The sequence below is a fragment of the Pseudomonas sp. R84 genome, assembly GCF_009834515.1.
Classification (GTDB): Bacteria; Pseudomonadota; Gammaproteobacteria; order Pseudomonadales; family Pseudomonadaceae; genus Aquipseudomonas.
The window spans coordinates 4,435,351-4,458,185 of record NZ_CP019426.1; the positions used below are offsets into that span (position 1 = coordinate 4,435,351).

The following is a 22,835-nucleotide window of genomic DNA, read 5'->3' on the forward strand; positions in this document are numbered from 1 at the left end:
GCCACCATGAACATTGCACAACATTCCGTAGAGATTGAACGCGAGGTGGGTAACCTCGGGGTGATGAGCTGGTTGTCGCGCCATCAGCCGTTGCCCAGCGCCAACGAAACCTGGCTGGGCACGATTCTGCTGGTGGAGCGGATTGGCGTATTTCCCGCGTCAGGCGATATTCGCCGGCCGTTGCGCGATCCGTATCCGCTGCTCGCGCATTTGAAAAAGCTGTATGGCGAGCAGGCGTTGGAAATGGATGACCAAGATGGTCTGAAGGTGATCTTCAGCGACTGGCGCTTTCGCGTGCGGATTTGCTGCAACGATCCGGCGATCATCGTTAACGTTGAGACTCGGTGCGATACGCGGCTGATGCCGCAGAAGATTGCGGAGTTGCTCGAGCAAGTCGACGCCTTCGCCCAGGACGTCTAATGCCTGACACATTCCCCCTGTAGGAGCTGCCGAAGGCTGCTCCTACAGTGGGTCTGGTGGTTATTTCGGGAGGGTGTCGCAACGATCCTTGGCGCCCATGATCCAGCCGTAGAAGTAATCAGCAATCACCTTCCCGCCCGTGGCCGGCACCGGATGGATCTTGTCCGGGCCGATCATCGCCGCCGCGTAGCGTTTGACGTCGGGCCCGAACGCGCATTGCAGATTGGCATATCCCAGATGCTGCTCCCGCGCCCACGGCTCAAGCACCTGCGCGTACGCCGACATCGGATACGCACTGGAGCGCGTGGTGTCCTGACGCATGATCAGGTTGATACTCGCCTGCGGCTGAATCTCGCGCAGCATGCCCACCAGCCCCTGAACGTTCTGCAAGTACTGTGCAGGCTTGACGCCGAACCCTTGATCGTTACCGCCGAGCATGATCAGGTAAACATCAGCGGGGATCTTCGACACCGCAGCTTTCCACTGCACCTGCCATTGCGGATCCTTGTGATAGAAGTCCGCAGAGGCCGCACCCGATGCCGCCAGTTTCGAGACCCGCACGCCGTTCTGCTCGTTGCTCATCCACAGGCCGAACAACGTCGGCGCGCCCTTCACCACTTCCAGTTTGAAGGACCAGTCTTTCGCTGCCGAAAGGCCTGTCAGCGCGACTTCCTGAACGCCCGAACCTTCAAGCTTCAGGGGTTGCCAGTCTTGCGCGGGAGACCAGCGATAGCGGAGCTCGCTGGATTCACCGTTGCCCAGATAAAGCAGTTTCGCCTGAGTGACCGCCGTATCAATGCGCGGCGAAGGACTGGCATCCACTTGCAACCATGCGCCGGGCCGGCCTGTTACCGTGCGACTGTCCGGACTCGCCTGGCCCAGGTCTGAAACCTTCCAGTCGCCGCCGAAGTACTTGTCACTGCTGCGGGTGTATTTGAAATGCGTGCCGCCCAGCGCCGCGCCGTGGTTGAAACCGACGTAACCCGGCCCGGCAAAACCCACCTCCCCGGCCACGCGCTGCACCAGCTTATTCAGGTAGAAATCCTGTCCGGCGCTGTAGCTGTCGCCGATCACCGAGACCGACAACACCTTGCCGGCCTTGCCTTCACGCCACTGCGCGAATCGCTCGCGGGCGTCGCCCACCTGAACCACCGAGGCCGCCACGGGTTGCGCATCATCTACTGCCAACATGCAAAATTTTCCTTCAGTCTGGAATGGCCCACTGAATGCTTGGGTGTACAGAGATCAACTGTAGGAGTGAGCCTGCTCGCGATAGCGGTCTATCCAATACAAATGCATTGACTGACACAACGCTATCGCGAGCAGGCTCACTCCTACATTTATCGCGGTCATCCGCTAAATCTGTGTACACCAAGAAAATTTGTGGGAGCGAGCTTGCTCGCGAAGCTTTTAGCTGTTTTGCGTCTGCACCACAGGGACGATGGGCGCCACCGGTTTCTTCTTCGCCACGCGCTCGCCGAGGAACAGCACCGAAGTGAAATTGAACCGACTGAAAACCATCGACAACACCACCGGCCCCAGCAAGCCAAAGCTCAGCCCACCGAGCACCAGCAAGCTCTCATCCTTCACCCCCAACCGTCCCAGCACAAATCGCGACGTCGCCGCGAACAACACATGAAACAGGAAAATCGCATAGGAATAACCGCCCAACCAGGTCAGCGCCTTCGACCGTACATCACTCGACAGCAGCGCGATGCAGGACACGCAACCCACGGTCAAACCAATCAGACTGCGACGATCAACAATCAACTCACGATCAATCGCCGCGACATACAACAACGTCAGCGAGATCAACACCAACACCAGCGGCCCGATCACTTTGAACGTCTGCTTCAACCGGTCGACATTCTCCTGGCCAATCATCCCTGCCACGAAAAACGGCAGCAGATAAATCGCGCCGTTGATCCCGAACGCATCGAACTTGAACGGCGGCAACAAAAACAACACTGCCGCAAACGCGAACAGCCCATACAACCGCGTCGCCGAACGCAGCATCCCGCGCCACTCCAGCAGCCCGACGAACATGAAAATGATGAACACCGCCTGCAGGAACCAGAAGTGGTTGATCGGCACCCAGAACGACAACAACGCGTCGATCACCCCGACGTCCTTGTTCACCCCCGGTCCCACTGCTTGCAGCACCGAGAACGGCACGCCGACGCAAAACAGCGGCACGATCAAGCGGCGCACCTTGCCGCTGAAGAACGCGGAAAAGTCATTGCCGCGAATCTTGTAGATCGAATAGATGTACCCGGAGATGAAGGTGAACAGCGGCATACGCACGTACACCATCGAATCGGCGATCACCCGGAACGGTGAGCCGATGTCGATTTTCAACCCGCCGCCCAACGGCCCGATGACGTGATAGAGCACCAGCAACAGGCACGCTAGGCCACGCAGGGTTTCAATCTCCAGGGACTTTTTCTTGCTCGACATAAAGCACCTGCCTCAATTCAGAATTCTTGATTCAACCTGCACCGGTTTGTTCGCCCGCAGCATCAAGCCCAGGCCGACAAACAACACCGGCACCACCATCGAGAAGTGCCGGGCGAAGGAACCGAAGTCCGGCTCGAACAGCCCTTGCACCAGCAGAAACGCCAGCGGAATCGCGATCAGTTCCTTGGGTTTGGTCTGGATCGGCGCGCCTTTGTAATCGGTCGAGGTGATGACTTTGAACAGCAGCAACGCGGTCATGATCATCAACGCGACGAAGATCACCTGACCCGGGCCGGACAGCAGAATCAGCTCCACCGGGAACGACAGGCGGAAGAAGATGATCATCGAGTCCAGCGCCTGCGAAACAAAATCGCTGCCCGTGAGCCACGAGACAATCAATGACTTCGAGCCCTCCTCGCCCGCCGTGCGCAGTTCGTTGTTACTGGCGCGAATCGATGACACCGGAAAGCCCAGTGCGAGCTGGATCGACATCGCCACCGCCAGATAAAACAAGAACAGCATCAGGAAGAACGTCGTGCGCGACACGTACTTTTTCATCACACAGACGCCGACCCACGACAGCGAAAACAGAATCCAGTAAGGCCGGATCAGCACACCGTAGATCACCGCCGAAAGGAAAAAACCACCACGATATTTACGCGTCAGCGAGCTGAGCAGAATGCTCAACACCGCCACCGACACAATGATTTCCTTGGTCAGGTTCTCCAGGAAAAACGAGCGCACGATGCCCCACAGACACAGGGTGCCGAAGATCGCCAACGGCATGCGCCGAAACACCACTACCGGAATGGCAGTGAGGAAAAAATTGCAGAACATGCCGTAGGCCCAGGCATTGGTCAGGTTGATCCCGGTGGGCCGCAGCAGGAACGCCGAACACTCGTAGGACGAGCGATCCGGTGAGAACGGGTTCCAGAAATTGCAGTTGTCGGCACGGGCGTAGGACGACCACAAGGTCATCGCATCCGGGCCCGGATCACGCGGGATCAACAGCGGCATCGCCACCGACAGAAACAGCCCGGTGAACAGGATCAGGAATGAGATCGACGAATCGAGTCGCTTGCCACGAAACTCGATGCACGGCAGCTTCAGGCCCATGACAACGCGCCCTTTTTCCCGGCCGTTGCGCGGGTCAGCACGGCAATCACCAGCAGTTGCACGATGATCGCGAAGACGTTGCCCCACGCCGCGCCGTAGATCGAATAGTGCTTGATCAACACATAGCTGACCGGCACCGAAATCAACAAACAAATGGCAGCGCTGGCCAGTGACACTCGACTGTTTTTCGAGGCAATCAAACCACCCCAGACGATGTCGCCAATCGCGCGCAGGGCGAAGGAGAAAATCAGTACGCCGAGGATCACATTGTCCGGACGCGGCACGCTGGTGGCGACGTAATCGAGCACCACGTTGAAAAACACATAGATCGCCACCGCCACCGCCGCCGATACCAGCAGCGAGCGCATCACCCACTTGTTGATGAACAGTTGCTTGACTGTGAACGCCTGTTGCTCGGCTTGGAAACGCTTGGCCAGCACCGGAATCCCGACTACCGCCACCACGGCGTACGACAGCGCCTGCAAAGTGTTCGCCGCCGACCACGCGTAGACGTATTTACCGAGGCTGGCGTAGGGTTCCAGATCGATGATCAGAAAGCGCTCGGCGTACTGACTCAATGCGATCAATCCAGTGCCGAGGTAAAACGGCAATCCGGCCTTCCACACCGTGGCCGTGGCCAACGTGCCGGCGACTCGTCCCTTGTGCACGTTCACCACGATCAGGTAACCGGCGATGATCACCAGCACGTTCGCGGCGACCCACAGCCACAACACACTGGCGATGCCCGACACCCAGTCGAGCATCATCCCGCCCACCGCCAACACCGCCCACAGGCCGGTCTTTACGAAGAACAGCAATGCGCCCGCCGTGGCTTTCTGCGCGGAAAACACGAACGAGTTGATCTCGAACGACAGGTGTTCGGTGAGCAACACCAGCGTCACACAGAGGATCAGCGCGGCGGTCGCTTCAACTGTCTGGAACAGTGAATAAATCAGCACCGTCACCACCGACAGCACCAGCCCCACCGCCAGATACAGCAGCAAAACCTTGTCGACCACGCGGCGCGAACTGCCGCCGACGCTGATCAAGCGATTGATCTCGGAACTGAAACCGACGCTGTAGAACTTCGACGCAATCAGCGATGCCGCGACCACCACGCCGTAAAAGCCCAGCGCCTCATATCCGAGGTAATGGGTGATCGCCAACACCAGCAAAAACTTCGCGCCTAACGCTCCGCCGCGAAGCAGCAGCCGAAATATCATCGAACGACACCCTTGATGATGTCATCCATGGCCACGGTTTTCGCTTCGATTTCACGGCAGGTATCCGTCAGGCGTTTGCCGAAGTTCGACAGCGCATTCGGCGCGTAAACCGTGTCGATGATGGTGTCGACATTGATGTCGCCGCCGTTGATCACCCAGTCCTCGACACCCATGTCCTGATAGGCGCCAAAGCCTTTGCGTTCATAGCTGATGTGGTACGCCGGCACGCCGGAAAGCAGCGATTCGATAGCGCCGTGCAAGCGCACGGAAATCACCAGGTCCGGTTGGTATTTGGCAATCGTCGCTTTCAGCGACAACAGGTCTTCAGTGATGCCCAGCTCGCGATAAAAAGCACCGTCATCATTGCCGCGCACCGCGCTCTGTACGGCGCAGACCACTTTGCTTTTGTTCTTCAGGCGCTGCAGCAGCACTTTCAGATTGGCCACGTAAGCGACTTTCTTTTCCTTGCTCCACTCCGGCGGCTTGCGCAGCACTACGCAGACCGTGGCTGGCGAAGACGCGCAGCGGGTGAACTTCGCTTGCTGGAGGATTTTGCTCGCCAGCGACTGCACTGCCAGGTCCGGTGCGCGGTAGACGTTTGCACAGGCATCGAAAATCGCCGAGGAGCGATTGTCGCGCACGAACACCGCATCGGCGCTGGCGTAGTGTTCGACGATCTTGCTGCTCTCGCCATGGAACGGGCCGATGCTTTGCGGCAGGTACACCGACGGCACTTTGCTGAGGATCGCGGTTTCCAGTTGTTTGGCGTGGCCGAGTTTCAGCTTGATGTGTTCGAAAGCGCTTTTCGAGCGCATGTAGCCGCCGCCGACGCCGACGATCAGATCGGTTTTCTTCAGCAGATCCGCCAGCCCGGCGTAGGACTGATTAAGGAACACCGCTTGCTTGACCCGGCCCAAACCCTTGGCCGCCATCACTGGCGCGTCAAAACGCGGGTGCGGCAAGTAGCTGAAAGAATCCGGATCGGAAGCGACAACACTGATCGCGGTGTCTTCACCAAAGTTGCGTTGCACAAGGGCAATGGCCAGATCGACGAGCAAGCCGTCACCGGAGTTGGAGGCACTGTAGCCATGCAAAATCGTTACGTTCATATGCTTGAGTTCTACTTAAAAAGTGGGAGCGCGGTACAAGTCGTAGGTCTGGCGAATCATCAACGCGGCGCTGAAACGCTCGCGGACGATGCTCCGACCTTCATTGCCGAGGTCGAGCAGGCGCGGCTTCTGGATGATCGTCAGCACGTCGGTCAATGCCTGGTGATCACCGGACGGGAAGACATAACCGGAGACTTCGTTGGTGACCAGTTCAGGCAGCGACGTGCAGTTGCTGGCAATCACCGGTAAACCCATGGCCATGCCTTCCAGCGGCACCATGGCGAAACCTTCCCAGCGACTTGGCACAATCAGCGCATCGGCTTTCTGGTACAGCGCCTGCACTTCGCTCGGCGTTACCCATGGCAGGTATTCAACAGAGTCCATCGGTGGGCACTCCACCGAGTCCTCGTTCACCGCGCTGCCGACCACAGTCAGCTTCAAGTCTTTGCGCTGCACATTGGCGAAGGCCTTGAGCAGCACGTCGAAGCCTTTCTGATAATCGAGGCGACCAACGAAAAGCAGATGAATCGGCTCGGGACTCGCCGCTTTCGGCGCGTCATCCTTGCGATGAATGCCGTTGTAGATCAGCTTCATGCGCTTGCGCTCGATGCCGAAGCGCGCGGCTTTGTCGAGTTCGTACTGGCTGACGCAAATGATCACGTCGGTGACTTTCTGCAGCACCCGCTCGATCCACGCATAGACTTTCTGCTTGGTCGGCGAGCTTTCCATCAAGAACGAAAACGCGTGCGGGCAGTAGACGATTTTCGGCTTGCGCCACGGTCGCAACAGCACACAAACACATCGCCCGATCACGCCGGAAAAGGTGCTGTGCAAATGCACCACATCGGGTTTTTCCTTGAGCATCACCTGGGTCAGGCGCCAGGCAAAACTCAACAGCGACGGCACATTGCGCCCGGTACGCGGGAAGGTGCGGATCTGTTTCGCGCCGATGCCGTGCAACTCTTTGGCCTGATCGTCCGGGACCAGATACACCAGCTCGTAGTTCGCCGCATCGCCTTCAGGCGAAGCCGAAATCGTCCGGATCACCGTCGCGACGCCACCTTTGATCGTCTCTGCCACGTGCAGTATTTTCTTCACAAATCACCCACTTCAAACAGGAAAAAACAGTCGCTGACAGTCAGGATTTGTCGGACGCGTATTCGTAGTTGTAATAACCGTTGCCGCCGTTGCCGTAGTAACTGGCGGCACGCTTCTCGACGCCGTTGAACACCGCGCCTTTCAACTCGATGCCGTTCTGCGCGAAGCGGCGGATGGTCAGTTCGATCTCTTTGGCCGGGTTCACCCCGAAGCGCGTGACGATCAGGCTGATCCCTGCTTCACGGCCGACGATGGCCGCATCAGTCACCGCCAGCAGCGGCGGCGTATCGATGATCACCAGGTCGTAGCGCTCGCTCAGTTCGGCGAGCAAATCGCGGAAGTTGCCGTGCATCAGCAGCTCGGAGGGATTGGGCGGTACCTGGCCGCGACTGATGAAGTGCAGGTTGTCGATTTCGACCTTGTTGATCGCCTGATCGATGCTGCAGCGCTTGACCAGCAGATCGGACAAGCCGTTGGTGATCGGTGTGTTGAGGGTTTTGTGCAGGTGACCTTTGCGCATGTCGGCATCGATCAGCACCACGCGCTGGCCGCTCAGGGCCATGACGGCGGCGAGGTTGGACGAGACAAAGGTCTTGCCGACCTGCGGGCTCGGCCCGGAAATCATGATGCGGTTGTTGGTCGAATCGAGCCCGGCGAAATGCAGGCAGGTGCGCAGGCTGCGGATCGATTCGATCGACAGATCTGTCGGGTTACGCAGGGCCAACAGGTACGCCGGTTTGTCGACACCGTCGCGGGCGCGGCCTTTTTTGTTGTCTTCTTCATCCTGCAAGGCGCTGTACGGAATCGACGCGTACACCGGCAAGCCCAATTGCTCGATGGCTTCCGGGCCTTCCAGACCACGGCTCAGGGATTTGCGCAGCAACACCAGAGCTACACCGACAAAGGCACCGAGGAAGGTAGCAATCAGCACAATCAGGGCTTTTTTCGGTTTGACCGGGCTGGTCAGGTCGACATCCGCCGCGTCGACCAGACGCACGTTACCCACGGCACCGGCGCGGACGATGTCCAGCTCCTGGGATTTGTTCAGCAACTGCGTGTAGATCTGCGAGGCCACTTCGACATCGCGGGTCAGGTTGAGCAGCTCTTGTTGCGTGGCAGGCAGATCGCCGACCTTGCCTTCCAGCGACTTCTGTTGCTGGGTCAGTTCGCCGATCTGGCTCATCAGCGCGCGATAGGCCGGGTGCTGTTTGGTGAACTTGCGGTCCATCTCCGCCTGCTGCATTTTCAGCTCGGAGATCCGCGTTTCCAGCGCCACCGACTGACCGAGTACCGACTGGGTTTCCAGCGAGATGTTCACGGTCTTGCCGTGGGTCTGGTAGGCGTTCAGCGCATCGCTGGCCTTGGCCAGATCACGTTTGACCTGCGGCAACTGGCTCTGCAGAAAAGCCAGACTCTGCGCCGCTTCCGCCGAGGTGCGGCGCACGTTCTGATCGACGTACAGCGCGGCGATCTTGTTGAGGATCTTCACCGCTTCAGCGGCGTCGCTGCTGGCCAGCGCCAGTTTGATAATCCCCGACTCCTTGCCCTGCTCGGAGATATCCAGTGCATCCTGATAACCCTGAATGGTCACGATCCGTGGGTTGCGCACCACCTCGAAACTGGTGCCGGGGTTGGCCAGCAACTGGCTGATCTGCCCTTCTACGCCGTCCTGCGAGAACGCTTCGCCGGCGATACCTTCTACCAGCAGGTTGTCGTTGTCATCGAGTAACTGGAAGTGCTTCTGTTCGCCGGCAATCAGGGTGAGCTTCTTGCCCAGCAGTTCTTTCGGCAGATTGAGCCGGGCGAACTCCAGACGCTCACCGCCCCAGGCGTAACTGTTCAGGCCGAAACGCGGCGCAGCAACGCTGGTTTCGGTCTCGCCGCGATAACACCGGGCGAGAAAGCCGCCAATCATCGGGAAGGTGTTGGGGGTGACATCGATGTCCAGACGCAGGTCGTCGACGGTTTTGCCGATCACCGCGCGGGATTTGATGATGCCGATTTCGGTCACCGACGGCGATTGCCCACCGAGCATGCTGTTGAGGTCGGAGAAACCGAGCATGTCGTTCTTTTTCGGCTCGACCTGCACCAGCGCATTCGCCAGGTACACGGGCGTGGCCAACACTGCGTAGGCCACACCGGTGACCATAAACGCGCCGGTGAGCGCGCCGATCAACCATTTCTGGTCGATCAAACTGCCGAATATGCCGAGAAGATCAATACTGTCTTGATCATTGTCGCGGGTGCCGATGACGGACGGTAACTGCATAAGTCTGTTCTTACCATTCATTGATCTGAAGAATATTCATCAACGCGCGAGGCGTTGTGCCCATGAGCTGACAGCATCTTCAATCAATGCATGGGCATGAATAAAAGCGGCCTTGCCTTGACGATACGGATCTTGTATTTCACGCTCGCTCTGCCACTTGCCGAGCAGAAATACTTTGCCCCTCGCATGAGAGGCAATCTTCAATACTTGATTAACATGCTGTTTTTCCATGACCAGAATCAGGTCTGATTCATTGACTATGTCCGCGGTCAATTGGCGTGCCGTGAAGCCTTCGGCGCTATGCCCATGGTCTTCGAGCACTTGCCGGGCGGACGCCTCTACGCCCTCGCCCACCCGCGCCGACAGGCCTGCGGAGGAGACAGTGATCGCTGAAGGAGCGAGCGCGTTACGCAGCATCAGTTCTGCCGTCGGACTACGGCATATATTGCCCACGCAAACGACAAGGATCTTTCTGAACAAGGTTTTACTTTCCTGTGTAATGTCAAACGGCCAACATCTCGAGAGCAATTTAATGAACCCTCAAGATCTTTCTTCACTCGGAAATAGATTCGCCCTGTTAGTACCGAAGCATTAAGTACCACAGCGTTTAAAAGCCCCCCAACCACAATTAGCGGACTAAAAATAACTGTGATTTTCGGCTGATTGTTTTCCGACAAAAAATAACATTCGCGCACTAAGTGCCATCACCTCACTCGAAAATCGAGTAACGAGATAAAACATTCGTAGTTGTCACTTCTCTTCGGGAGAGCAGACATGAAATCAACACATCTCAAAAGACTCAGCGCGCTGGCGCTGATAGTGCTGAGTGCAACGACTCAGGTGCACGCCAGCGAGACGTTTCCCAACCTTCCGGCCAAGAACATCGGTGTTCAGGTAAAGATCCAGAACTTCTCCGCCGCTGACGCCGCACAGATCAAATCCGCAGGCTTCGGTTTTGTCCGCTTCGGTGTGTGGAGCGACAGCCTGACGGCCAAGGCTTATCAGAAACAGGTCAGCGATGCCTTTGCGGCCGCCCAGTCTGCGGGCTTGCCGGTGTTGCTGACTGTCCGCGCGATCAAGGCGCTGCCCGCGACATCGAGCGCCGAGCTAACCACTGCCGGTGAACGCTTCGGCAACGCCGTGACCGGGCTGCAACAGTCATACGGCAAGCAACTGGTGGCGATCGAGCTATGGAATGAGCCGGACCTGGAAACCTATTGGCCGACGCGCAATTTCGACACGACGTTTGTGCCGTTCATGAGCGGCGTGTGCAAGGCGCTGCAGGATCAACCGCCATCTACGCCGGTGATCGGCTACGGCTTCGCCCGGCCGCCCAGCGCCGGTTCTGCTTCAACGGTGGCGCTGAACCGCATCGTCAGCGAATACCCGAAATGCCTGAGCGCGGTGTCCTATCACCCGTATGGCATGACGGCCACGCAGATCAGCAACGCGCAAAACTTCATTCAGCAGAACTTCCATCTGCCGGGGGTCATCAGTGAATGGGGCATCTCGGCGCTTGCCTCCAACGGCGGGCCTGAAGGCCAGGCGAGCAAGATCAACGCGTTTATCGGCGATGTTAAAAAACTCAAGATTCCACTGACATCCATCTATGAATGGAAAAACAGTGATTCCGGCAGTAACGATCGCGAGAAGAACTTCGGCCTGCTGACTTCCGACGGTCAGCCGAAACCGGCGCGAATGTCGGTCGAAGCCTTGTTGAACGCCGAGTAACCCCTGCGCGACCGACCTGCACGCAGGTCGGTCGCTTTGAACCTGTTGGCCGTTTTGGCATCGTATTCATCGATAGCCCGCCCCGCCTTTCAAACAATTGTTTTCAGGTTGTTGCCGCAGGGGCCATCGATACACATACACGCCCTTGAGTGACCGTCAGCGCTCGGGTAATGTCATCAGACCCATAGGATAGAGCACGCCCATGACTTCCAAGCTGGAACAACTCAAACAATTCACCACCGTTGTGGCCGATACCGGCGACTTCGAAGCGATCTCCCGGGTCAAACCGGTCGACGCCACCACCAACCCTTCCCTGCTGCTCAAAGCGGCGGCCATTCCGGCCTACGCCGAGCTGCTGAACGCTTGCGTCAGCGACTGCAAGGGCGATGTCGGCCTGGCCAGCGACCGTTTCGGCGTCGCGGTCGGCCAGGAAATTCTCAAAGTCATTCCGGGCCGTATCTCCACTGAAGTGGATGCGCGCCTGTCGTTTGACAAGGATGCCGTGCTGAAACGCGCGCATCGCTTGATCGAGCTGTACGACAAAGCCGGCATTGGCCGTGATCGCGTACTGATCAAGATCGCCTCGACCTGGGAAGGCATCCGCGCCGCGGAAGTGCTGGAGAAGGAAGGCATCCAGACCAACCTGACCCTGCTGTTCTCCTTCGCCCAGGCCGCCGCTTGCGCCGACGCTGGCGTGTTTCTGATTTCGCCATTCGTGGGCCGTATCTACGACTGGTACAAGAAAGCCAACGGCAACGACTACACCGGCGCCGATGATCCGGGCGTACAGTCGGTCACCCGCATCTACAACTACTACAAGTCCAATGACTACAAGACCGTGGTCATGGGCGCGAGCTTCCGTAACCTCAACCAGATCGAGCAACTGGCCGGCTGCGACCGTCTGACCATCAGCCCGGACCTGATCGACAAGCTGGCAGCCGATAACGGCAAGCTGGAGCGCAAACTGGCCCCGGGCAACGCCGGTGAAGCCCGTCTGAGCCTCAACGAAGCGCAATTCCGCTGGCTGTCCAACGAAGACGCAATGGCCACCGAGAAACTGGCTGAGGGCATCCGTCAGTTTGCTCGCGACCAGGAGAAGCTTGAGGCGCTGTTGCAGGCCAAGCTGTGATTTGAGTTAGGGAAATGCAAAAAGGGCGAACCCGTTAAGGTTCGCCCTTTTTTATTCAGTCAGCCATGGAAAATGTATCGTCTGATCTGACGCCTTCGCGAGCAAGCTCGCTCCCACAAGGGGATTAATGAACGACGCTGATCCAGTGTGGGAGCGAGCTTGCTCGCGAAGAGGCCGGCCCAGACAACATCACTTCATCAGATCAGTGTCTTTCGAGGGCATTCACCAGGTCATGGAACGCTTCACGATTGGAATCGTTGAGGCCCATGAGGATCTTGTGCGCTTCGAGCACCTTGATCCGCACCACTTCTTCCGACTGGTCCTGATCCGGCAGGTCGTCCAGGCACTCCGGGCATGGCACCGGGTGGTTGACGATGTTGAACACCTGCTCGAACCCCATCGATTGCAGCAGACGGGTAATGTCTTCGTGGGTGGTGACGACAGTCGGCAGCAGGCCGACCTTCTGCCGCGACAGGATCGACAGTTTGGCCAACAGACCCAACGTCGTGCTGTCGATGCTGCGGGTTTCGGTCAAATCGATCACGATCGCGTTGAAATTCAGCGCGGTGAAGATTTTCTCAATAGTCGCATCCAACGCCGAACACAGGGTCAGGCGAACTTCACCGACGAACTTCAGGACGAAGGTGCCGTCCTGCTCGGCGAACTGGATTCTACCGGTACTCATTAAAGATTCCTGCTCAACACCAACAGGGCGATATCATCCGGCATCTCCCCTAGCGTGGCCAATCCAAACACTTGCCGCAGACCATCCAGGCTGCCGCCCGCCGACTTCACCCGTTGAGGCAAAGCGGCTTCTTTTTCTTTGAGCGTAGGTTCTGGCAAAAGATCCAGAATGCCATCGGACATCAGCGTCAGGCTGAACGTCGGCGGCAGCTCAAGCACGTGGTCTTCGTAGGTGGCTTCATTGAAGAGCCCCACCGGCAGACCACGCCCTTCGAGATAACGAACACTGTCAGGCGTGTACAACACAGGCAACGGCAGATGGCCGCCGATGCTATAGGTCAACAAACCGGTCTCCTCGTCGATGACTCCACCGACCATTGTGACGTGTTTACCCAGCTTACAACTGATCAGCCCCCGGTTGATATGACCAAGGACTTCGGAAGGCTTGAATTCCGGCAATGTGCCGTTGCGCTTGGATTCGAACAGCAGGCGCGTGGTCATGAACTTCAGCAGCACGGTGACAAAGGCTGAAGAGGCGCCATGACCGGAGACATCCGCCAGGTAAAACGCGACCCGGCGCTCGTCGACACGGAAATAGTCGACAAAATCACCCGACAGGTACAACGACGGGATGATCTGGTGGGCAAACCTGAACTCGTCGATGCTCCATGGGCTTTCCGGCAGCATGTTCATCTGCACCTGGCGACCGGCGTTCTGGTCTTCCTGGAGCAGGTTCAGGCTGGCCTCAAGCTCGCGGTTGGCCTTTTCCAGCTTCTCGCGGTAGCGCTGGTTTTCCAGCAGCAGGCGCGCACGATCCAGGGCCCGGCGCACAGAGTGCTCGAGCACAGCCAGATCTTCGAGAGGCTTGATCAGGTAGTCCGCGGCGCCCAGGCGCAAAGCCTCGACCGCGTCGTTCATCACGCCGGCACCCGAGACCACGATCACCGGCGTCTGCGGTGACCGCTCGGTGACCTGACGGATCAGTTCGAGACCGCCCATCTGCGGCATGCGCAGATCGCAGATGACCAGGTCGGGCGTGTCTTGCTCGAATACCTGAAGACCCTGTTGGCCGTTGCTGGCCTGCAGGACGCTGAAACCACTGTCTTCCAAATAGGCCGCGAGGCTCGCGCGCACTACTTCGTCATCATCGATTATCAGCAGCGTGGCACTGGTTTTTGGCATGTGGGCAAACGGCGCCAGAATTAGGTTGGCGTAGTTGGCGAGGCATTTGGCCCTGCGCAGACTACTGGATTCGCTTTCTAGCCTCTCTACTGCACCGCTTTCGAGCATTGGCTGCAAACGCGGTTACACCAGAGGTGCCCTTCTAAGGCGCAGACGGTACTCCCATCCGCAGAGCGTTTCAAGCATGCGCCGATGGTCGCTTGACGACTTTACTTGTCAAATCACCGAGAGTTATAAGAACAGCTCAAACCGTAACCCAATGGAAGGACGCACCTATGAGTCAAACCAGTCGGGACTACAGCGAAAAGCGCGATTTCATCCGCATGCGGGTCGATGCCGATGTCGTGTTGATTCATGAAGGAGATGAGGTTTCAGGGGTGTGCATCGACCTCTCCAGCAGTGGCATGCAGGTCGAAGCACCGCGCCTGTTCGCGGTCGGCGACCGCCTGAGCGTGCGCATCGACTCTGAACATGCCGCACTCAGCGGCCTTGAAGCCGAGACCGAAGTGGTCTGGGTCAGGGCACAGGATGGCGGCGGCCAGAAGCTCGGTCTGACCATTCTTAAAATGAAATAGGTACACACAAAAAAGGCGACCCTGAGGTCGCCTTTGTTTTTTACCGGTCGAGATTAAAAATCGTCTTCGACCTGGCCATCCTTCACCTTGAACTCGCGATTCTGCAAGTAAGCGTTGCGGATGAAGGTGTACTTGTCGCCACTGATCAACTTCTCGCTCGACAGCAGACTGGCGCGGGTGTCGACGATGTTCAGACCGAAGATCGAGTTACGCGTAGGCACGTGGTCGATGTAGCGGTACATACCGGTGTAGCTGTCGACGTACTTGGAAGGCGCATCACGCAAAGTGCTCGGCCCCATCAGCGGCAGCATCACGTACGGACCGCTGCCCACGCCCCAGTAACCGAGGGTCTGACCGAAGTCTTCGTCGCTGCGGTTCAGGCCCATTTTGGTGCCGACATCGAAGAAACCGAGCAGACCGAAAGTGGTGTTGAAGATCAGGCGAGCGGTGTCGACGCCCGCAGCAGCCGGTTTGGCTTGCAGGATGTTGTTGGCAAGGTTGGTGACGTCACCGACGTTGCGGAACATGTTGTGGATGCCGTCTTCAAGGAACTGCGGCGTGACGAACTCATAGCCCTGGGCCAGTGGCTTCAGCGCGTAAGTGTCAACAAAGTCGTTGAACTGGAAAATCGGGCGATTGACGCTTTCCCAAGGGTCTTCTTCCGTTGCGGCCTGAGTGGCGAACGGCGCCAGCAACAGGCCGGCACATACACTTAGCTGAGCGAGCGGATAGCTCCAGCGCATAGAAAAACTCCTTGGATGTGTACTGTCGCGGACATCGGGGCCCGGGCATTAAGGCCGCTAGTATAAGCGCAAAAGCCCGTTTGGGCAGTCGGCCAATTGTGCAAAGTTGTAGGACGCCTCCCACGCCGCGTTTCACATAGCCGTCACGCAACTGTCACCTGGAATGACTAGCCTTATCGCTATTTCAGGGACGTTGCCATGACACACGCCGAAACCTTGCCCGTCGCCGCGTCCAGCCTGACCGCCGTACTGTTTGGACTCAGCGGTTGTCTGGTGGATTTCGGTGCTCGCGCCCGCCAACAGGCGATCGCCCTGCCCGAGCATGCCGAAGCCACAACGGGCGCGCTCGACAGTCTGCACAGTTTGCAGCGCCAGCAGATTCCCTGCGCCTGGCTGGATGAACTGCCCCCTGCCCTCGCCCAATCGTTATCAACCTCGTTACCGGCCTGGATCAAACCCGCGCAATACTCGGCAACAATCAATCCATGGCCTGCGCCGAACGCTTGCTGGCAGGCCCTGATGGACCTGAACGTCAGCAGTCTGGATGGTTGCGTATTGGTCAGCGGTGAGCCGCGTTTGCTGCAATCGGGCCTTAACGCAGGGCTGTGGACCATCGGTCTCGCCTCCTGCGGCTCGCTGTGCGGCCTGGCGCCGGGTGAATGGCAAGCGCTGAGCCAGAAAGAACGCGAACAACTGCGTGGCAAGGCGACGATGCAGTTATTCGGCCTCGGCGTGCACTCGGTGATCGATCATCTGGGCGAACTCGACACTTGCCTCGCCGACATCAGCCTGCGCCGCCTCAAAGGCGAAAAGCCCTGATCGGGATCATGCAGGTTTGCCGGGAGTGGATTAATCTAAAGGTCAGCCATAGACCTTTGGCGCGCGGCTGCGGTCAATGCCAGTGCCTATTGATAAAAGGAAACCACCATGCCCGCCCAAGAACTGCAAAAACAGCTGAATGCCCTGCGCGAGCAACTGGAGCAGAATCCGCCGCTGTCGGAAGTCGAACGTGAAGACCTGCGTGTGCTGATGGCGCAAATTGAGTCCGAAATTCAACTGGAAAATGCCACTCAAGACGCCAGCATCGCCGATGGCGTGAATCTGGCGGTTGAACGCTTCGAAGTCGAACACCCAGCGATTGCCGGCACCCTGCGCAACATCGTCAATGCGCTGGGCAGCATGGGGATCTGATTCCCACGCCATACAAAAAAGCCCTGCCATCACTGGCAGGGCTTTTTCATTTCTACAACTTGCAACACCGTCTCCTGTGGGAGCGAGCCTGCTCGCGAAGGCGTCGTGTCAGTCGACATCAACGTTGAATGACACACCGCATTCGCGAGCAGGCTCGCTCCCACATTGGATATCGCACATTCCGGATCTTTATTGACGCACCAGCCGGTGATTCGGCAACTGTACGCTTTCAGTGCTGCGATACGGGTTGATATCCAGACCGCCGCGACGCACGTAACGTGCGAATACGGTCAGTTTCTCGGGTTTCAACAAACGCTGCAGATCGAGGAAAATCCGCTCCACACACTGCTCATGGAAGTCCGAATGCTGGCGGAAGCTGACGATGTATTCGAGCAGACTCGCATGATCCAGCGCCGCGCCACGATACTCCACCACTACCGTGCCCCAGTCCGGCTGACTGGTCACCGGGCAGTTGGATTTGAGCAGATGGCTGTGCACGCTCTCTTCAACAACCCGCGATTCATCGCAACGCAGCAGTTCCGGGCGCGGATGCTCATAGTTGCTGACGCTGATATCCAGATCATCGATGCACACGCCTGGCAACGCCACAACGCCTTCTGCTTCAACGTCCTTCAGACTGCGAACCCGCACGCCGACCGGTTTGCCGGCGGCGGCCGACAAATCCTTGATCAGCGTCGCTTCCAGTGCGGCAACGTCGGCAAACGCCGTCTGGTTCAGCGAGTTCAGGTACAGCTTGAACGACTTCGACTCGATGATGTTCGGCGAATCCGCCGGAATGCTGAACTCGCCGATCGCCACCACCGGCTTACCCGACGGCAACAGCCACGACAGCTCGAAGCAGTTCCAGAAATCCACACCTTTATACGGCAGAGTGTCGGCGGTCAGACCCAGCTCGGCCCATTTCGCGGTGCGCGGAATCGGGAATAGCAGGGACGGCGTGTACGTGGCGATGTATTCGCTGGATTTGCCCAGCGGCGAATGTTCGGCTGCGGGATGCATGGCGGAAACCTGACTGAAGAATCAGCGGATTCTACCAGCCTTTGCCCGCGCCTTTGAGTGCTTACTGACTGACAGTCAGTTTGCCGACCATGCCCGCCTGATAATGCCCGGGAATATTGCAGGCAAATTCCAGACTGGTGGCCTTGCTGAAGGTCCAGGTCAGTTCGGCAGTCTTGCCCGGTTCGACCAGCACACTGTTCGGGTCGTCGTGCTTCATGCCGTGGCCCATCGCTGCGTGATCCATGCCGGCCATATCGTGGGACATTTCCTTCATGCCGGTAGGCGTGAGCATGCCGCTTTGTTGCATCTGCAACATTTCCTGCTGGTGTCTGGCGTGCATCGCTGCATCGCCGAGGTTGAATTCGTGCAGCAGCTGGCCTTTATTCACCAGCACAAAACGAACCGTCTCACCGGCCTTGACCTGAATCGCCTTGGGGTCGAACGACATGTCGTTCAGCACCACTTCAATGCTGCGCGTGGCTTTGGCGGCAGGCGCTGGCTGGCCGAAGTCGTAGGTGTGCGCGGGTGCCGCCCATACCGGCGAACTCAGCGCCAGCAGACAGGCGGCCAATATCACGGATTTACGTAAAAACATGGTCGTTCTCCAACAAGATAAGGTTCAGCCTGTGGGAAACTTTAGCCGGCCTGCGCTGGCATCTACCTGACAGGCAGATTACAACTTTGTCAGGTTGGCGTTTATCGCCTGCCCTCAAGGTATAACGCGTTCATTTCTACACCCCGAATCCACTGAGTCGCCCATGAAACTGTTGATCGTCGAAGACCAAGCGAAAACCGGCCAATACCTGCGCCAGGGCCTGACCGAGGCCGGGTTCAATACGGAACTGGTGGCCGATGGCAACAGCGGTCAGCAAATGGCTTTGAGCGGTGATTACGCGTTGCTGATCCTCGATGTGATGCTGCCGGGGTGCAGCGGCTGGCAGATTTTGCAAGCGGTGCGCAGCGCCGGGCTGGATACGCCGGTACTTTTTCTGACGGCCAAAGACGCCGTAGAGGACAGAGTGCATGGCCTCGAACTGGGTGCCGACGATTACCTGGTCAAACCGTTCGCCTTCTCCGAACTGCTCGCGCGGGTGCGCAGCCTGTTGCGTCGCGGCAGTGCCACAGCGCAGGAAACCAGTCTGCAACTGGCCGACCTGCGTCTGGATCTGATCCGCCGCCGGGTCGAGCGCAGCGGCCAGCGCATCGACCTGACCGCCAAGGAATTCGCGCTGCTGGAAATGCTTCTGCGTCGCCAAGGCGAAGTGTTGCCGAAATCGCTGATCGCATCACAGGTCTGGGACATGAATTTCGACAGCGACACCAATGTCATCGAAGTGGCGATCCGCCGATTGCGCCTGAAGATCGACGACGAATTCCCCAACAAACTGATCCACACCGTGCGCGGCATGGGTTATGTGCTCGAAGAGCGTGGCGCCTGATGCGCCGGTTGTCCCTCAGTTCGCGCCTGGCCTTGCTGTTTGCTGCGTGCACCGCCGTGGTTTCACTGTTCGCCGGCGTGCTGTTCGACCGCGCCAGCGAGGCGCACTTTATCGAGCTCGACCAGCAGCAACTGGACGGCAAGCTGATCGGCCTGCGCCGCGCCTTGCAGGATATTCAACCCGCTCAACGTGAAGCACGGCTGGCGGATGAGCTGAGTCGCCAGGCCGATCTGTCGTTGCGCATTACCGGCGCCGACGGCCAGCGCTGGTATGACAGTTCGACGCAAATCCCCAAGGATTTGCCGCCACAATCCGGCCTGTCGACCATAAGCAATGACGGCACCGATTACCGCGTACTCAACGCCCCGCTCTCCCCGGACCAACCCGAGTCGCCGCAATTGACCTTGCTGCTGGACATCACCCATCACCAGCACTTTCTGCAACGCATGCAGCATCTGATCTGGCTGACCGTCGGCCTCTCGGCGCTTGCCACTGCTTTGCTCGGTGCCTGGGCCGCACGCAGCGGCTTGCGGCCATTGCGGCGCATCAGCGCGGTCGCCCGTGGGATTTCCGCACACTCGCTGAATGCCCGACTGCCGGAAGCGCAAATGCCGCCAGAGCTTGCGGAAATGGCCCACAGCTTCAACGCCATGCTTGCACGCCTCGACGACTCGTTTCAGCGGCTCTCGGCGTTTTCCGCCGACATCGCCCATGAACTGCGCACGCCGCTGTCGAACCTGCTCACTCACACCCAAGTCACCCTCACCCGCCCACGGCCGATCGAAGATTATCGCGAAGCCCTGCACAGCAATCTCGAAGAACTGCAATGGATGGCGCAACTGGTCAACGACATGTTGTATCTGGCCAAGGCTGATCACGGTTTGCTGATGCCCAAGCGCGAAGCGCTGGAACTGGCGGACGAGACCGATGTGTTGCTGGAGTTTTTTGCGCCGCTGGCGGAGGACGCCGGGGTCAAGCTGAGCCGTGAGGGCAATGCGCGGATCGCAGGTGATCGCAGTATGTTGCGCCGGGCCTTGTCGAATTTGCTGGATAACGCGCTGCGGTTTACCCCGGCTGAGGGCTATGTGAGCGTGCGGATAGTTGATCAAGCGAGCGCTGTGCGTATTTCAGTCGAAAACAGTGGCGAGGGGATTTCAGCGCAGTTGCTACCACGCTTGTTCGACCGCTTTTATCGGGCTGATCCGGCGCGGCAGGAAGGTAGCAGTGAGCATGCAGGGCTGGGGCTGGCGATTACTCAATCCATCGTCCGCGCCCATGGCGGGCAGATTCATTGCGAATCCGAAGCGGGATGGACGCGGTTTGTGATTGAGTTGCCAAAGGGAGATTGAGGCCAGCAGCTCCGGCCCTTTCGCGAGCAGGCTCGCTCCCACATTGGATCTGCATCGTTCACAAATCCCCTGTGGGAGCGAGCCTGCTCGCGAAAGCGGTCTAAAGGATTACGAATATCTCAGCGCGTGAGCCGGCTCGATCTTCGCCGCTCGCCAGGCCGGATACACCGTCGCCAGGAAGCTCAGAATAAAGCCCGCCGAGCAGATCAAAAGCACGTCCCCACCCTGCAATTCCGATGGCAGATTGCTGACGAAATACACATCCGAACTGAAGATATGCTGCCCGCTGACTCGCTCGATCCAGCCCACGATCTGACTGACATTCAGCGCGGCGATCACACCCAACACGCCGCCAATGATCGTGCCGACAATGCCGATCACCGTGCCCTGCACCATGAAGATCGCCATGATCTGCCGTGGCGTGGCGCCGATGGTACGCAAAATCGCGATGTCCGCGCCCTTGTCGTTCACCACCATGATCAGCGTCGCGATGATGTTGAATGCCGCCACCGCGACGATCATCAGCAACAGCAGGCCGATCATGGTTTTTTCCATTTTCATCGCGCTGAACAGACTACCCTGGGTGTGGGTCCAGTCGTCAGCCTTGAACTCCGCGCCCAAACCAGCGGCGATGTCCGAGGAGACTTTCGGTGCGGCGTACAGGTCTTTCACCGCCAGGCGCACGCTCTGCACCTGATTCGGCCCCCAGTGTTGCATGGTCGCGGCGTCAGCGACATGGATCAGGCCCATCGAGCCGTCCAGTTCAGCGCCAACCTTGAACACACCCACCACGTTCAGCCGCTGCATGCGCGGGGTGATGCCACCCGGTGCAGTGCTGACTTCCGGGACGATCAGGGTGATTTTGTCGCCGACGTTGAGGCGGAAACGCCGCGCGGTGATTTCACCAATCACCACGCCGAACTCGCCCGGTTTCAAGGCATCCAGACGCCCCTGCACAATGTGCTGGGCAACGATGGAGACCTTGCCTTCCTGCGCCGGATCGACGCCGCTGATCTGGATCGGCTGCATCAGGCCCTTGTAGGAGAGCATGCCTTCCATCTCGGTGAACGGCACGGCGGCAGTCACTTCAGGATTCTTCATCGCGGCCGCAGCCACCGGCTGCCAGTCATCGATCGGCTTTACGCCAACGATGGTCGCGTGCGGCACCATGCCGAGGATGCGCGAGCTCATTTCGCGCTGGAAGCCGTTCATCACCGACAACACCACGATCATCGCCAGCACGCCGAGGGCGAGGCCGATCATCGAAGTCATCGAAATGAACGAAACAAAGCGATTGCGGCGCTTGGCGCGGGTATAGCGCGTGCCGATAAAGATCGATAACGGTCTGAACATTCGCTGGGGCACCGTATAAAAATAAAAGACCCGACGCCTTTGCAGGCGCCGGGTTTCAGCCAATCAGATAGGCGTGAGGCAACCTTCTTGCAGGTGCAGTACGCGATCCATCTGGCGGGCCAGGTTCATGTCGTGGGTCACCACCAGGAACGCCGTGCGCATGGAGGTGCTGAGTTCCAGCATCAAATCCTGAATGCCTTGCGCGGTGTGGGAGTCGAGGTTGCCGGTTGGCTCGTCGAGCATCACCAGGCCCGGCTTGTTCACCAAGGCGCGGGCGATGGCCACACGTTGACGCTCACCACCGGACAGTTCCGCCGGTTTGTGCTCCAGACGATGGCCGAGGCCGACGCGCTCGAGCAACGCGGTGGCGCGCTGACGGGCTTCCGGGATCGGCGTCTTGCCGATCAACAGCGGCATGCAGACGTTTTCCAGCGCAGTGAATTCCGGCAGCAAGTGGTGGAACTGGTAAACGAAACCGAGTGCACGGTTACGCAGCAGGCCACGCTTCTTCTCGCTCAGTGCCGACAGCTCTTCACCGTCGAGCCAGACGCTGCCCTTGGTCGGCGTATCGAGACCGCCCAACAGGTTGAGCAAGGTACTTTTGCCCGAACCCGAGGTGCCGACGATCGCCACACGCTCGCCCGGGTGCAACTCCAGTTGCAGGCCGGCCAGTACTTCTACCGATTCCGGGCCTTCCTCGTAGGACTTGCCCAGGTTGCGGCAGCTCAAGATTGCTTTTTCACTCAT

23 protein-coding genes are annotated in these 22,835 nt (G+C 58.6%); 8 read left to right on the forward strand and 15 right to left on the reverse strand.

Going from position 1 to position 22,835, the window contains the following annotated elements; all coding sequences use genetic code 11:
* The first annotated feature begins 6 nt into the window (after positions 1-6).
* The gene (locus tag PspR84_RS19535; RefSeq protein WP_160058799.1) at positions 7-420 is read left to right on the forward strand and encodes a mannose-1-phosphate guanylyltransferase; all 414 of its coding nucleotides are present in this window, start codon (positions 7-9) and stop codon (positions 418-420) included.
* Between the two features lie 60 nt (positions 421-480).
* Here PspR84_RS19535 and PspR84_RS19540 read toward each other — a convergent pair whose 3' ends face one another.
* The 8 genes from PspR84_RS19540 to PspR84_RS19575 form a co-directional block, all read right to left on the reverse strand.
* Positions 481-1,611: a GDSL-type esterase/lipase family protein gene (locus PspR84_RS19540; RefSeq protein ID WP_160058800.1), complete on the reverse strand. Its 1,131-nt coding sequence runs from the start codon at positions 1,609-1,611 to the stop codon at positions 481-483.
* A 219-nt stretch (positions 1,612-1,830) separates the two neighbouring features.
* Positions 1,831-2,877, reverse strand: a complete 1,047-nt coding sequence (locus tag PspR84_RS19545) for an acyltransferase (protein WP_160058801.1) — start codon at positions 2,875-2,877, stop codon at positions 1,831-1,833.
* Positions 2,878-2,889: 12 nt separating this feature from the next.
* Positions 2,890-3,993 carry a hypothetical protein gene (locus PspR84_RS19550; RefSeq protein ID WP_160058802.1) on the reverse strand — a complete coding sequence of 368 codons (1,104 nt, stop codon included), beginning with the start codon at positions 3,991-3,993 and terminating at the stop codon, positions 2,890-2,892.
* Positions 3,984-5,216: a phosphoribosylaminoimidazole carboxylase gene (locus PspR84_RS19555; protein ID WP_160058803.1), complete on the reverse strand. Its 1,233-nt coding sequence runs from the start codon at positions 5,214-5,216 to the stop codon at positions 3,984-3,986. Before PspR84_RS19555 ends, PspR84_RS19550 begins: the two co-directional genes overlap by 10 nt.
* Positions 5,213-6,325 carry a polysaccharide pyruvyl transferase family protein gene (locus PspR84_RS19560; RefSeq protein ID WP_095121071.1) on the reverse strand — a complete coding sequence of 371 codons (1,113 nt, stop codon included), beginning with the start codon at positions 6,323-6,325 and terminating at the stop codon, positions 5,213-5,215. Before PspR84_RS19560 ends, PspR84_RS19555 begins: the two co-directional genes overlap by 4 nt.
* 15 nt (positions 6,326-6,340) lie before the next feature.
* The gene (locus PspR84_RS19565; protein WP_160058804.1) at positions 6,341-7,423 is read right to left on the reverse strand and encodes a glycosyltransferase; all 1,083 of its coding nucleotides are present in this window, start codon (positions 7,421-7,423) and stop codon (positions 6,341-6,343) included.
* 40 nt (positions 7,424-7,463) lie between these two features.
* The gene (locus tag PspR84_RS19570) at positions 7,464-9,692 is read right to left on the reverse strand and encodes a polysaccharide biosynthesis tyrosine autokinase (protein WP_160058805.1); all 2,229 of its coding nucleotides are present in this window, start codon (positions 9,690-9,692) and stop codon (positions 7,464-7,466) included.
* 39 nt (positions 9,693-9,731) lie between these two features.
* Entirely contained in the window at positions 9,732-10,172 is a 441-nt protein-coding gene (locus tag PspR84_RS19575; protein WP_064117874.1) for a low molecular weight protein-tyrosine-phosphatase, read from the reverse strand.
* Positions 10,173-10,466: 294 nt separating this feature from the next.
* Between PspR84_RS19575 and PspR84_RS19580 the strand changes: the two genes are divergently transcribed.
* Both PspR84_RS19580 and tal read left to right on the forward strand, forming a co-directional pair.
* A complete protein-coding gene (locus PspR84_RS19580; protein ID WP_160058806.1) occupies positions 10,467-11,423 on the forward strand; it encodes a cellulase family glycosylhydrolase in 957 nt (318 codons plus the stop codon).
* A gap of 202 nt (positions 11,424-11,625) precedes the next feature.
* On the forward strand, positions 11,626-12,552 hold the full coding sequence (gene tal / locus PspR84_RS19585; protein WP_160058807.1) for a transaldolase: 927 nt from the start codon (positions 11,626-11,628) through the stop codon (positions 12,550-12,552).
* Positions 12,553-12,754: 202 nt separating this feature from the next.
* Here tal and rssC read toward each other — a convergent pair whose 3' ends face one another.
* Positions 12,755-13,237, reverse strand: coding sequence for an anti-sigma factor antagonist RssC (rssC, locus tag PspR84_RS19590; protein WP_003226553.1), 483 nt, complete (start codon positions 13,235-13,237; stop codon positions 12,755-12,757).
* Entirely contained in the window at positions 13,237-14,418 is a 1,182-nt protein-coding gene (gene rssB / locus PspR84_RS19595) for a two-component system response regulator RssB (RefSeq protein ID WP_150651528.1), read from the reverse strand. Before rssB ends, rssC begins: the two co-directional genes overlap by 1 nt.
* Positions 14,419-14,693: 275 nt before the next feature.
* Between rssB and PspR84_RS19600 the strand changes: the two genes are divergently transcribed.
* The gene (locus PspR84_RS19600) at positions 14,694-14,993 is read left to right on the forward strand and encodes a PilZ domain-containing protein (protein ID WP_160058808.1); all 300 of its coding nucleotides are present in this window, start codon (positions 14,694-14,696) and stop codon (positions 14,991-14,993) included.
* A gap of 53 nt (positions 14,994-15,046) precedes the next feature.
* Here the strand turns inward: PspR84_RS19600 and PspR84_RS19605 are convergent, their stop codons facing one another.
* Positions 15,047-15,736 carry a VacJ family lipoprotein gene (locus PspR84_RS19605; RefSeq protein ID WP_038362262.1) on the reverse strand — a complete coding sequence of 230 codons (690 nt, stop codon included), beginning with the start codon at positions 15,734-15,736 and terminating at the stop codon, positions 15,047-15,049.
* Between the two features lie 198 nt (positions 15,737-15,934).
* Between PspR84_RS19605 and PspR84_RS19610 the strand changes: the two genes are divergently transcribed.
* Together PspR84_RS19610 and PspR84_RS19615 are read left to right on the forward strand one after the other, a co-directional pair.
* Complete coding sequence (locus PspR84_RS19610; RefSeq protein WP_160058809.1) at positions 15,935-16,555, forward strand: HAD family phosphatase; 621 nt, start codon at positions 15,935-15,937, stop codon at positions 16,553-16,555.
* A 108-nt stretch (positions 16,556-16,663) separates the two neighbouring features.
* Positions 16,664-16,927 (forward strand): DUF4404 family protein, encoded by a 264-nt coding sequence (locus tag PspR84_RS19615; protein ID WP_122596978.1) that lies wholly within the window; start codon positions 16,664-16,666, stop codon positions 16,925-16,927.
* 189 nt (positions 16,928-17,116) lie between these two features.
* Here PspR84_RS19615 and queF read toward each other — a convergent pair whose 3' ends face one another.
* A complete protein-coding gene (queF, locus tag PspR84_RS19620) occupies positions 17,117-17,947 on the reverse strand; it encodes an NADPH-dependent 7-cyano-7-deazaguanine reductase QueF (protein WP_160058810.1) in 831 nt (276 codons plus the stop codon).
* Positions 17,948-18,008: 61 nt separating this feature from the next.
* Positions 18,009-18,542, reverse strand: coding sequence for a cupredoxin family protein (locus PspR84_RS19625; protein WP_160058811.1), 534 nt, complete (start codon positions 18,540-18,542; stop codon positions 18,009-18,011).
* 163 nt (positions 18,543-18,705) lie between these two features.
* Here PspR84_RS19625 and PspR84_RS19630 point away from each other — a divergent pair, with 163 nt between their 5' ends.
* Both PspR84_RS19630 and PspR84_RS19635 read left to right on the forward strand, forming a co-directional pair.
* A complete protein-coding gene (locus PspR84_RS19630; RefSeq protein ID WP_160058812.1) occupies positions 18,706-19,386 on the forward strand; it encodes a heavy metal response regulator transcription factor in 681 nt (226 codons plus the stop codon).
* Positions 19,386-20,735 carry a heavy metal sensor histidine kinase gene (locus tag PspR84_RS19635; RefSeq protein ID WP_160058813.1) on the forward strand — a complete coding sequence of 450 codons (1,350 nt, stop codon included), beginning with the start codon at positions 19,386-19,388 and terminating at the stop codon, positions 20,733-20,735. Before PspR84_RS19630 ends, PspR84_RS19635 begins: the two co-directional genes overlap by 1 nt.
* A 108-nt stretch (positions 20,736-20,843) precedes the next feature.
* Here the strand turns inward: PspR84_RS19635 and PspR84_RS19640 are convergent, their stop codons facing one another.
* Both PspR84_RS19640 and lolD read right to left on the reverse strand, forming a co-directional pair.
* Complete coding sequence (locus PspR84_RS19640) at positions 20,844-22,088, reverse strand: lipoprotein-releasing ABC transporter permease subunit (protein WP_160058814.1); 1,245 nt, start codon at positions 22,086-22,088, stop codon at positions 20,844-20,846.
* A gap of 63 nt (positions 22,089-22,151) precedes the next feature.
* The gene (gene lolD / locus PspR84_RS19645) at positions 22,152-22,835 is read right to left on the reverse strand and encodes a lipoprotein-releasing ABC transporter ATP-binding protein LolD (protein WP_174244468.1); all 684 of its coding nucleotides are present in this window, start codon (positions 22,833-22,835) and stop codon (positions 22,152-22,154) included.

Bases quoted from the DNA above. Each gene is read 5' to 3' on its own strand.
- PspR84_RS19580 (WP_160058806.1), top strand. From the start codon at position 10,467: ATGAAATCAACACATCTCAAAAGACTCAGCGCGCTGGCGCTGATAGTG.
- PspR84_RS19550 (WP_160058802.1), bottom strand. From the start codon at position 3,993: ATGGGCCTGAAGCTGCCGTGCATCGAGTTTCGTGGCAAGCGACTCGAT.
- PspR84_RS19540 (WP_160058800.1), bottom strand. From the start codon at position 1,611: ATGTTGGCAGTAGATGATGCGCAACCCGTGGCGGCCTCGGTGGTTCAG.
- PspR84_RS19640 (WP_160058814.1), bottom strand. From the start codon at position 22,088: ATGTTCAGACCGTTATCGATCTTTATCGGCACGCGCTATACCCGCGCC.
- PspR84_RS19535 (WP_160058799.1), top strand. From the start codon at position 7: ATGAACATTGCACAACATTCCGTAGAGATTGAACGCGAGGTGGGTAAC.
- PspR84_RS19545 (WP_160058801.1), bottom strand. From the start codon at position 2,877: ATGTCGAGCAAGAAAAAGTCCCTGGAGATTGAAACCCTGCGTGGCCTA.
- PspR84_RS19615 (WP_122596978.1), top strand. From the start codon at position 16,664: ATGCCCGCCCAAGAACTGCAAAAACAGCTGAATGCCCTGCGCGAGCAA.
- lolD (WP_174244468.1), bottom strand. From the start codon at position 22,835: ATGAGTGAAAAAGCAATCTTGAGCTGCCGCAACCTGGGCAAGTCCTAC.
- PspR84_RS19605 (WP_038362262.1), bottom strand. From the start codon at position 15,736: ATGCGCTGGAGCTATCCGCTCGCTCAGCTAAGTGTATGTGCCGGCCTG.
- PspR84_RS19635 (WP_160058813.1), top strand. From the start codon at position 19,386: ATGCGCCGGTTGTCCCTCAGTTCGCGCCTGGCCTTGCTGTTTGCTGCG.
- rssB (WP_150651528.1), bottom strand. From the start codon at position 14,418: ATGCCAAAAACCAGTGCCACGCTGCTGATAATCGATGATGACGAAGTA.
- PspR84_RS19570 (WP_160058805.1), bottom strand. From the start codon at position 9,692: ATGCAGTTACCGTCCGTCATCGGCACCCGCGACAATGATCAAGACAGT.
- PspR84_RS19610 (WP_160058809.1), top strand. From the start codon at position 15,935: ATGACACACGCCGAAACCTTGCCCGTCGCCGCGTCCAGCCTGACCGCC.
- PspR84_RS19600 (WP_160058808.1), top strand. From the start codon at position 14,694: ATGAGTCAAACCAGTCGGGACTACAGCGAAAAGCGCGATTTCATCCGC.
- PspR84_RS19625 (WP_160058811.1), bottom strand. From the start codon at position 18,542: ATGTTTTTACGTAAATCCGTGATATTGGCCGCCTGTCTGCTGGCGCTG.
- PspR84_RS19560 (WP_095121071.1), bottom strand. From the start codon at position 6,325: ATGAACGTAACGATTTTGCATGGCTACAGTGCCTCCAACTCCGGTGAC.
- queF (WP_160058810.1), bottom strand. From the start codon at position 17,947: ATGCATCCCGCAGCCGAACATTCGCCGCTGGGCAAATCCAGCGAATAC.
- tal (WP_160058807.1), top strand. From the start codon at position 11,626: ATGACTTCCAAGCTGGAACAACTCAAACAATTCACCACCGTTGTGGCC.
- PspR84_RS19630 (WP_160058812.1), top strand. From the start codon at position 18,706: ATGAAACTGTTGATCGTCGAAGACCAAGCGAAAACCGGCCAATACCTG.
- PspR84_RS19555 (WP_160058803.1), bottom strand. From the start codon at position 5,216: ATGATATTTCGGCTGCTGCTTCGCGGCGGAGCGTTAGGCGCGAAGTTT.
- rssC (WP_003226553.1), bottom strand. From the start codon at position 13,237: ATGAGTACCGGTAGAATCCAGTTCGCCGAGCAGGACGGCACCTTCGTC.